Origin of the sequence: Bellilinea sp. (assembly GCF_034432615.1) — a bacterium.
Taxonomy (GTDB): domain Bacteria; phylum Chloroflexota; class Anaerolineae; order Anaerolineales; family Anaerolineaceae; genus Bellilinea.
Map to the genome: position 1 here is coordinate 1 of NZ_DAOUBL010000384.1, position 8,625 is coordinate 8,625.

6 protein-coding genes and 2 pseudogenes are annotated in these 8,625 nt (G+C 52.6%); all 8 read left to right on the forward strand.

Annotated elements, in window-relative coordinates:
* Positions 1-573 (forward strand): annotated as a pseudogene (locus VAE48_RS16855) (carbamate kinase); the annotation flags it as partial.
* Between the two features lie 331 nt (positions 574-904).
* Positions 905-2,224, forward strand: a complete 1,320-nt coding sequence (locus tag VAE48_RS16860; protein ID WP_322794501.1) for a BMP family lipoprotein — start codon at positions 905-907, stop codon at positions 2,222-2,224.
* 103 nt (positions 2,225-2,327) lie between these two features.
* Positions 2,328-3,791, forward strand: coding sequence for an ABC transporter ATP-binding protein (locus VAE48_RS16865; RefSeq protein WP_322794502.1), 1,464 nt, complete (start codon positions 2,328-2,330; stop codon positions 3,789-3,791).
* A gap of 29 nt (positions 3,792-3,820) precedes the next feature.
* On the forward strand, positions 3,821-4,864 hold the full coding sequence (locus VAE48_RS16870; protein ID WP_322794503.1) for an ABC transporter permease: 1,044 nt from the start codon (positions 3,821-3,823) through the stop codon (positions 4,862-4,864).
* Between the two features lie 10 nt (positions 4,865-4,874).
* Entirely contained in the window at positions 4,875-5,873 is a 999-nt protein-coding gene (locus VAE48_RS16875) for an ABC transporter permease (RefSeq protein WP_322794504.1), read from the forward strand.
* Positions 5,874-5,905: 32 nt separating this feature from the next.
* Complete coding sequence (thrC, locus tag VAE48_RS16880) at positions 5,906-7,153, forward strand: threonine synthase (protein WP_322794505.1); 1,248 nt, start codon at positions 5,906-5,908, stop codon at positions 7,151-7,153.
* Positions 7,154-7,193: 40 nt separating this feature from the next.
* Positions 7,194-8,180: a glycosyltransferase family 2 protein gene (locus tag VAE48_RS16885; RefSeq protein WP_322794506.1), complete on the forward strand. Its 987-nt coding sequence runs from the start codon at positions 7,194-7,196 to the stop codon at positions 8,178-8,180.
* A pseudogene (locus tag VAE48_RS16890) lies at positions 8,167-8,625 on the forward strand (pyridoxal-5-phosphate-dependent protein subunit beta); the annotation flags it as partial. The gene VAE48_RS16885 and the pseudogene VAE48_RS16890, both read left to right, overlap by 14 nt.

Sequence of the window (8,625 nt, forward strand, 5' to 3'; positions counted from 1 at the left end):
CAAAATCCCACCAAACCGATTGGCGGTTTCATGGATGAAGCCGAAGCCAAACGCCGCCAGCAGGAAATGGGCTGGAATGTGGTGGAAGATGCCGGGCGCGGCTGGCGGCGGGTGGTTGCCTCCCCAATCCCACAGGAAGTAGTTGAGCTGCCGGCGGTTAAAACCCTGCTGGATGCCGGCGTGGTGGTGATCACCGTCGGCGGTGGCGGCATTCCTGTCATTCGCAACGAACAGGGCGACCTGCAAGGCGTGGCGGCGGTGATTGACAAGGATTACGCCAGCAGCCTGTTAGCACGGCAAATCAACGCCGATTTGATGATCATCTCCACTGCAGTTGAGAAGGTGGCGTTGAATTTTGGAAAACCCGATCAGAAGTGGATTGACCGCATGACGCTGGCGGAAGCCAAACAGTATCTGGCAGAAGGCACCCACTTTGCCAAAGGCTCGATGGCTCCAAAAATTCAGGCGATCATCTGGTTCCTCGAGGCTGGCGGTAAACAAGCCTTGATCACCAATCCGGAAAATATCGGCCGCGCTTTGAAAGGCGAAACCGGTACCTGGATTGTGCCGTAACTTTTGAATCAGCGGGTCTGCCCGATCCATTCGGGCAGACCTACCCCACTCACCTTCAGCAAAATTCCAATTTTTTTTTGACCGGTTAATGGCGTTTGGAGTGAGTTTCTTCTTCTACTGGTATCCATTTCGTGTAAAATAATAGGGTAATTACGGGTTTGCCCCCCGACTCGTAATGGTGACCTGAATGGGGCGGTCCAATTCTTTCTCAGATGTTCATGTTCCACAGGTACAGAAAGGAGGTTGACGGAAGATTAGGAGTTTAAAAAAGCCTGAAACCCGGTTACCAATTTCCAATTACCCACTTTTCGTTTGCACAATGGAGGAGAAAATGAAATCCAAACGCATCTGGTTTGTACTGAGCTTCGTGCTGCTGCTTACCTTGTTGGTTTCCGCCTGCCAACCGGCTGCAACGCCGACCCAGGCGCCGCAGCCTACTCAACCCCCGGCGCAACAACCAACCCAACCGCCGGCTGAACCGCAGCCAACCCAACCGCCGGCTGAACCGCAGCCAACCCAACCACCGGCTGAACCGGAAGAATTTGTTATCGGCATGTTGCTGGTTGGTCCTTACAATGACCGCGGTTGGAGTCAGGCACATTACGATGCCGGTTTGTATGTCGAAAAGAAGATGCCTGGTGTTAAGTTAACTTACATTGACAAAGTCAACCCGGCTGACCGCCCTGGCACAACTCCCGAACAACTGGCGGAGGATTTGCTCTCGAAAGGCGCAAAGTTGATCATCTTCAACTCGGATGATATGAAAGATGGTGCCATCAACTTTGCCCGCGCTCACCCGGACGTGCCGGTCATCCACGCTTCAGGCGATACTTCCTGGAAGGAAGGGGTCAATTACATTGAATTCCCCAAATTCGGCAACACCATGGGCAAAATGGAATATGGGAAGATGATCGCCGGTTGTGCGGCTGCGCTGACCACCAAGACCGGCCAAATCGGTTACCTTGGGCCGCTCATCAATGACGAAACCCGCCGGCTGACCGCTTCGGCTTATCTGGGTGCCAAATACTGCTATGAGAAGTATGCCGGCAAAGACCCTGCCGCCTTAAAATTCAAAGTCACCTGGATTGGCTTCTGGTTCAATATCCCCGGCTTCACAGCCGACCCAACTCAGGTGGCGGATGATTTCCTGAACAGCGGCTATGATGTGGTCATTTCCGGTATTGACACCACCGAAGCGCTGGTGCAGGCCAGCAAAGCACGGGCGGCCGGAAAAGAAGTTTGGGCAGTGCCGTATGATTATGAAGGCGCTTGCGCCGAAGCGCCGGAAGTGTGTTTAGGTGTTCCGTATTTCAACTGGGGGCCTGCCTACCTGCGGGCTGTTGAACAGGTGAAAGCCGGCACCTTCAAATCCTACTTTGAGTGGCTTGGCCCAGATTGGACGAACATCAACAATCATGATACTTCTGCGGTTGGCTTTGTGTTTGGTGATGCACTCAGCGCAGATGCCAAAGCCAATGTGGAAAAATTCATAGCGGAACTGGCGGGCGGCTTAAACCTGTTTGTCGGTCCGCTGAATTATCAGGACGGCACACCCTTCCTTGCTGAAGGTGAAGTCGCCACCGATCTGCAAATCTGGTATTTGCCGCAATTGCTGGAAGGCATGGAAGGTCAGAGCGTTCCCAGCAACTAACCGTTCATTTTTTGAAAGGAGGGGCTGCCGCAGGTGCGGCAGCCCCGTATTGAAAATGTGAGCCAGCCCCGAGGACTTATTGCGTTAGAAAGTTGAAGGCTGCATGAAGGTTGAACTGATTCATATCCACAAGCATTTTGGTGCAGTTCATGCAAATAATGATATTACCCTGACGGTTGAATCCGGGAAAATTCAGGGGATTCTGGGTGAAAATGGCGCGGGTAAAAGTACGCTGATGAAAATCCTCTCCGGGTATATTCAAGCCGATTCCGGGGAAATTCGGCTGGATGGTCAACCGGTAAAGATCAACTCTCCTTCGGATGCAATCCGGCTGGGCATTGGTATGCTTCACCAGGATCCGCTGGACTTCCCGCCGATGCGGGTAGTGGATAACCTGCTGATCGGTCATGAAGGTGGTTTGTTCCCCAACCGGCGTGAGGTGGTGCGAGCCTTTAATGATTTACAAAGCCAGTTTGGATTTAATATAGATCCATATGCTTATGTAGATTCGCTCACCGTAGGAGAACGCCAGCAGCTGGAAATCCTGCGTTTGTTATGGTTGGGGGCTCGCGTGCTGATTCTGGATGAACCTACGACGGGGATCAGCGCATCCCAGAAGGATAAACTGTTCGAAACCTTGCGAAAATTAGCCGCACAAGGAATGTCGGTTATTTTCGTGTCGCATAAATTGGAAGATGTCGAATTCCTGTGCGATCGAATTGCGGTTTTCAGGAAAGGTGAACTGGTAGGGGAGGTTGATCCCCCCTATATTACCGATGAATTGGTGAAATTGATGTTCGGGCGGGTGATCAGCCTAGAAGAAAAGCGCCGTTACGAAACCTGTGATGTGTCCTTCCACCTGGATCATGTCACCATTGAAGATTATCGTTTGCAAATTCGGGATATCAATCTCGCCATGACATGCGGTGAGGTCATTGGTTTGGCTGGCATGGAAGGCTCCGGTCAGGTTCAGTTTTTACGTACCTGTGCGGGTTTAATTCGACCGGTGGCAGGGGAAATCAACCTTGGCGGTAAACGTCTGACCGGCAAGCCGTACCGGGCTTTTCTGGAGGCGGGAATTGCCTATGTGCCTGCCTCCAGGATGGAAGAAGGTTTGATTCCCGGCCTTTCGCTGACCGAACATTTTATTCTGGCAGAGGAACAAAACGGCTTTTTCATTAACTTTGATAAAGCGCTGGCAACCACCCGTCAGCGAATTGAAGATTTCAACATCAAAGGAACCCCGGTCAGTACGGTTGAGTCGCTTTCCGGCGGCAATCAACAACGCGCCCTGCTGGCTATGCTGCGTAACCCGGTTAATTTATTGCTGCTGGAACACCCGACGCGGGGTCTGGATATTGAGTCGGCAATTTGGATTTGGGGAAAATTGAAAGATCGCTGCAAACAGGGAACAAGCATCATCTTTACTTCTGCTGACCTGGAAGAGATTCTTCAATATAGCGATCGAATTCTGGTCTTTTACGGGGGGAAAGTATCTCCCCCGTTGGATGCCGAATCCACTACCGTTGAACAGTTGGGTCAGTTAATCGGCGGAAAAGGTTTCTGAAAACCCATGCATAAGGTGACGGTATGACTATGATGAAGACATCCTCGCGCTGGAGCGGCATCGTTTATCAAACACTGGCGGTGTTGCTGGCGCTACTGTTTACTACGGCTGTGATGTTGATTTCCGGGGCTAACCCGATTCAGGTTTATCACAACATCATGCTTGGGGCGGTGGGATCGCCAACCAAAATTGCTGATATTCTGGTAGCCTGGACACCTCTTCTGCTGGCTACCGCTGGATTGTTACTGACTTTTACGGCAGGCCTGTGGAACATTGGTATTGAGGGTCAAATCACATTAGGAGCAATTTTTACCACCTGGGCACTGCGCGTCTTACAGCCTACCGACTTGCCACCCACCGCGATTATGCTGATTGGTTTTCTGGCAGGGGCGTTGGGGGGCATGTTTTGGGCCGGGCTGGTAGCCTTACTCAAAATATTCGGCAATGTCAACGAAATTTTTGGCGGTTTGGGTCTGAATTTTGTTGCCACAGCCCTGACAATCTGGCTTATTTTTGGCCCATGGAAACGCCCCGGTGTCGGCTCGATGAGCGGTACTGAGCCGTTTCCACTGGAATTGTGGCTGCCAACGCTGCCGGGGTTTCGCCTCAGCCCCTGGTCACTGGCGCTTGGGATTGTTGCGATTACCCTGGTTTACATTCTATTGCGGGGAACCTATTTTGGGCTGCGTCTGAAGGCGGTGGGGCGTAACGGCAGAGCGGCTTTTTTGATGGGAATACCCACGACCAGATATATGCTGATGGCGTTCCTGTTGTGTGGTATCATGGCCGGACTGGCTGGTGCGACACAGGTTTTGGCCGTTTATCACCGCTTGATCCCCTCGATTTCATCGGGGTATGGCTTTCTGGGTATGATGGTGGCGATGCTGGTCAACTACCAAGCCCTTTGGGCTGCCCCGGTTGCTTTGTTTTTTGCGGCTTTGAATATCGGCAGTATCCAGTTACCAATTGTATTGAAACTGGACTCTTCCCTTTCCGGCGTGTTGCAGGGCTCGCTGGTCTTGTTTGTTTTATTAATGGATGGCGTCCGCCGCCGCCTGACACGTCCTCAATGAGGTCATGGTTATGGATACGCAAATTATCTTGATTGGTCTGGCCGGGGTTTTAGCCTCCTCTGCGCCGATTGTCTTTGCAACCATTGGGGAGACCTTTGCCGAACGCAGCGGTGTCATCAATCTTTCGCTAAACGGGACGATCCTCTTGACTGCTATGGCAGGTTTCGCTGTGGCGGTTAGTACCAACAGCCTCTGGTTAGGATTTCTGGCAGGGGCGTTAATTGGCGGTCTGGTGGCACTGATTGTTGCCTTTAGCAGCATTACCCTCAAGCAATCTCAGGTAGCGGTGGGTTTCATTCTGGCGCTCACCTGCCGGGATTTGGCGTATTATCTGGGAAATCCATTCATGGGGCTGCAGGGGCCGCGCGTTCCTTCTCTGCCGATCCCCGGTCTGGCGGATATTCCGTTGATTGGGGTGATTTTCTTTCAGCAGGATATTCTGGTCTATGCCAGTTTTCTCCTGATCATTGTTTCATATGTGTTTATTTTCAAGACCAGACCGGGGCTGATGCTGCAGGGAATTGGCGAAAAACCGGCGACGGCTTTTGTGCGCGGTGCAAACGTCAATCGGATGCGCTATTTTTACACCGTGCTGGGTGGTATGCTGGCAGGTCTGGCGGGGCCAATGTTTTCATTGAGCGTCAAAGCCGGTTGGAAAGGCACCATTTCCGGCCTGGACGGGTTTGGGTGGATTGCCCTTGCCCTGACCATTTTTGGCGGCTGGAATCCGCTGCGGGCGGCTTTTGGCGCCTACCTGTTTGGGCTGCTGCAGTGGCTCGGTCTGGTGTTGCAGCCCAGTTTACCCAACATCCCATCCCAGGTGTTGCAGGTGGCCCCCTTCCCGTTGATGATCCTGACTCTTTTGCTGGTCAATATCGGCAATGCCGAGTGGGTGGACCGTACACTGGCTGCTTTGCCGGAGAGAACCCGGAAATGGCTGGCGAATATTTTGCGTTCGCTGCGCACCTCGCCGCCGGCCTCCCTGGGTGTACCGTTTGAGAATGAATAAACAATCAAATTTCTATAAAAGGATGTCAATGTATGAGTGAATTTATCGGCTATCGTTGTTCTTTGTGCAATACAGAGTATGCGCCGGGGCAGGTGACCTATACCTGTCCCAAAGACGGTGGGAATCTGGATGTGGTACTGGACTATGCTGCCATCCGCCAGAAGTATGAGATTAATGATATTGTTTCACGCTCGGATTACTCCCTGTGGCGGTATTTGCCACTCCTGCCGGTCAAAGACCCCGGCGGCGAAGGCACACCGCTGCGCATGGCCGGTTGGACACCCACTTATTACCCGACCCGGCTGGCGGAGAAGTTGGGACTGCGGCATTTATGGATCAAGGACGAAGGTCGCAATCCAACGGCATCCTTCAAAGATCGGGCTTCGTCTGTGGTGGTGGCTCGGGCACGTCAGATTGGGGCTGAGGTGGTGGTGACTGCTTCAACGGGTAACGCCGGGGCAGCGCTGGCGGGAATGGCGGCGGCGGTTAGCCACAAAGCGGTCATTTTTGCCCCAAAGACGGCACCACCTGCCAAAGTAGCCCAGCTGCTGGTATATGGGGCTCAGGTGATACTGGTGGATGGGAATTACGACTCGGCCTTTGACCTGACCATTCAGGCTGCCGAAGAGTTTGGCTGGTACTGCCGCAACACGGGGTATAATCCCTTCACGGCGGAAGGCAAGAAAACAGCTGCTTTTGAAATTTGGGAAAATGTGATTCTCAATCTAAAAAGGGATTTACCTCCGCTGGCAGTATTTGTTTCGGTAGGTGATGGCAATATCATCTCCGGCCTGCATAAAGGCTTTAAGGATTTACATGCCCTCGGCTGGCTGGAAAAAATGCCGCGTATTTTTGGCATCCAATCCGAAAAGTCGGCAGCCGTTGCCAATGCCTTTTTCAAAGGAACGGAAGTGATTGAACCGGTGCAGGCTACCACCATTGCCGACAGCATCTCCGTAGATTTGCCGCGCGATGGGGTTCGGGCAGTTCGGGCAGCCCGCCAGACCGGTGGAGAATATCTCACTGTTTCGGATGAGGAAATCATTGCCGGGATTGGTGAACTGGGACCGCTGGGAATTTTTGCCGAGCCGGCCGGCTCGACTGCCTATGTGGGTTTGAAAAAAGCAATTGCATTGGGAAAGATAACACCGGAAGACCCGGTGCTGGTCATCAACACCGGCAGCGGCTTGAAGGACATCCGCGCTGCTATGCAAGCGGTGCCGGCTGCACCAGTGATTGAACCGAGCATGAGCGCGTTGAAAAAGCATCTTGGAATTTGAAGATCAACTCTTTAAGAAAAGAGGTGACGAACAATCACAAATGACTGAAAAACCTGTTTTTTCAATCATCGTACCCGTTTACAACGAAGCCAGCTGCCTGCATGAGCTGTATCGCCGCATGGTGGAGGTGATGGACAGAACCGGTAAACCGTGGGAACTGGTGTTGGTCAATGACGGGTCGGTGGATGAATCGCCTCAAATCATCCGTGAGCTGGCCAAAGCAGACCCGCGTGTAAGACCGGTCATGTTTGCGCGTAATTTCGGACATCAAATTGCGGTGACGGCCGGGCTGGATTATTCACGGGGCGATGCGGTGGTCATCATTGATGCTGACCTGCAAGACCCGCCGGAAGTCATTCTGGATTTGATTGAAAAATGGCGCGAAGGCTATGAGGTGGTTTATGCCGTGCGCGCTGAGAGGGAAGGGGAGTCTTTCTTCAAGAAATTCACTGCTTCACTCTTTTACCGACTGATTGCCCGAATCACCGATGTGGACATCCCAATGGATGCCGGCGATTTCCGGTTAATGGACCGTAAGGTGGTCAATGTGCTGAATTCGATGCGCGAACATCACCGCTTTTTGCGGGGAATGTCAGCCTGGGTGGGCTTTCGTCAGACTGGCGTACTGTACCGCCGTGCGCCGCGTTTTGCCGGTGAGACCAAGTATCCGCTGCGCAAGATGCTGCGTTTGGCGCTGACCGCCATTACCGGCTTTTCGTATTTTCCGCTGCAATTAGCAACCTATCTGGGTTTCATTGCAGCCGGGTTAGCCATTTTAGCCATTCCGGTGGTCATCATCCTGCGCTCCATTCAGGCTCAGGCATTTTTTGGGCAAGCCACCACCTTGATAGCCGTACTGTTCTTCGGGGGCGTTCAATTGATTTGCCTGGGTATTTTAGGCGAATACATTGGACGGATTTATGATGAAGCAAAAAACCGGCCGCTGTACATTGTCAGTGAAAGCCCGGAAGATTTTGAGAAAAAATTACAACTACAAAAAGAGGAGAAAACGAATGGCAACTATTGATTTAACCGTAATTCCAGAACGGAGAGAACGTGCGCTGCGCCGGGTAAAGGAACGCAACATCATCATCCCGACCTTTGCCCAAATGAAAAACCCCAATCTGATTCCCGATTCCATCAAAGAAGAATTGCGGAACATCGGCTTATGGGATGTGCATCCCCGCAACCTTTTCCGAATCACCTGGAAAAACGAACCGAAACCGTTTGGCGGGTTGTTCGGGGGCGTCAATTTCATCGAACTGCCTTCCAGCCTGACCGGTGTGCCAGCGCGCCTGATTGGTTTGGTGGGCAAGTGGTTCCCCACCGGTGCGCATAAGGTGGGAGCCGCCTTTGGCTGCCTGGTACCGCGGCTGGTCACCGGACAATTCGATCCCACCACCCAAAAGGCAGTGTGGCCTTCAACCGGTAATTACTGCCGTGGCGGCGCTTATGACTCGGCCTTGCTGGCT

Excerpts from the sequence above, each read along its gene's own strand:
- thrC (WP_322794505.1), top strand. The coding sequence starts at position 5,906 with ATGAGTGAATTTATCGGCTATCGTTGTTCTTTGTGCAATACAGAGTAT.
- VAE48_RS16865 (WP_322794502.1), top strand. The coding sequence starts at position 2,328 with ATGAAGGTTGAACTGATTCATATCCACAAGCATTTTGGTGCAGTTCAT.
- VAE48_RS16885 (WP_322794506.1), top strand. The coding sequence starts at position 7,194 with ATGACTGAAAAACCTGTTTTTTCAATCATCGTACCCGTTTACAACGAA.
- VAE48_RS16860 (WP_322794501.1), top strand. The coding sequence starts at position 905 with ATGAAATCCAAACGCATCTGGTTTGTACTGAGCTTCGTGCTGCTGCTT.
- VAE48_RS16875 (WP_322794504.1), top strand. The coding sequence starts at position 4,875 with ATGGATACGCAAATTATCTTGATTGGTCTGGCCGGGGTTTTAGCCTCC.
- VAE48_RS16870 (WP_322794503.1), top strand. The coding sequence starts at position 3,821 with ATGATGAAGACATCCTCGCGCTGGAGCGGCATCGTTTATCAAACACTG.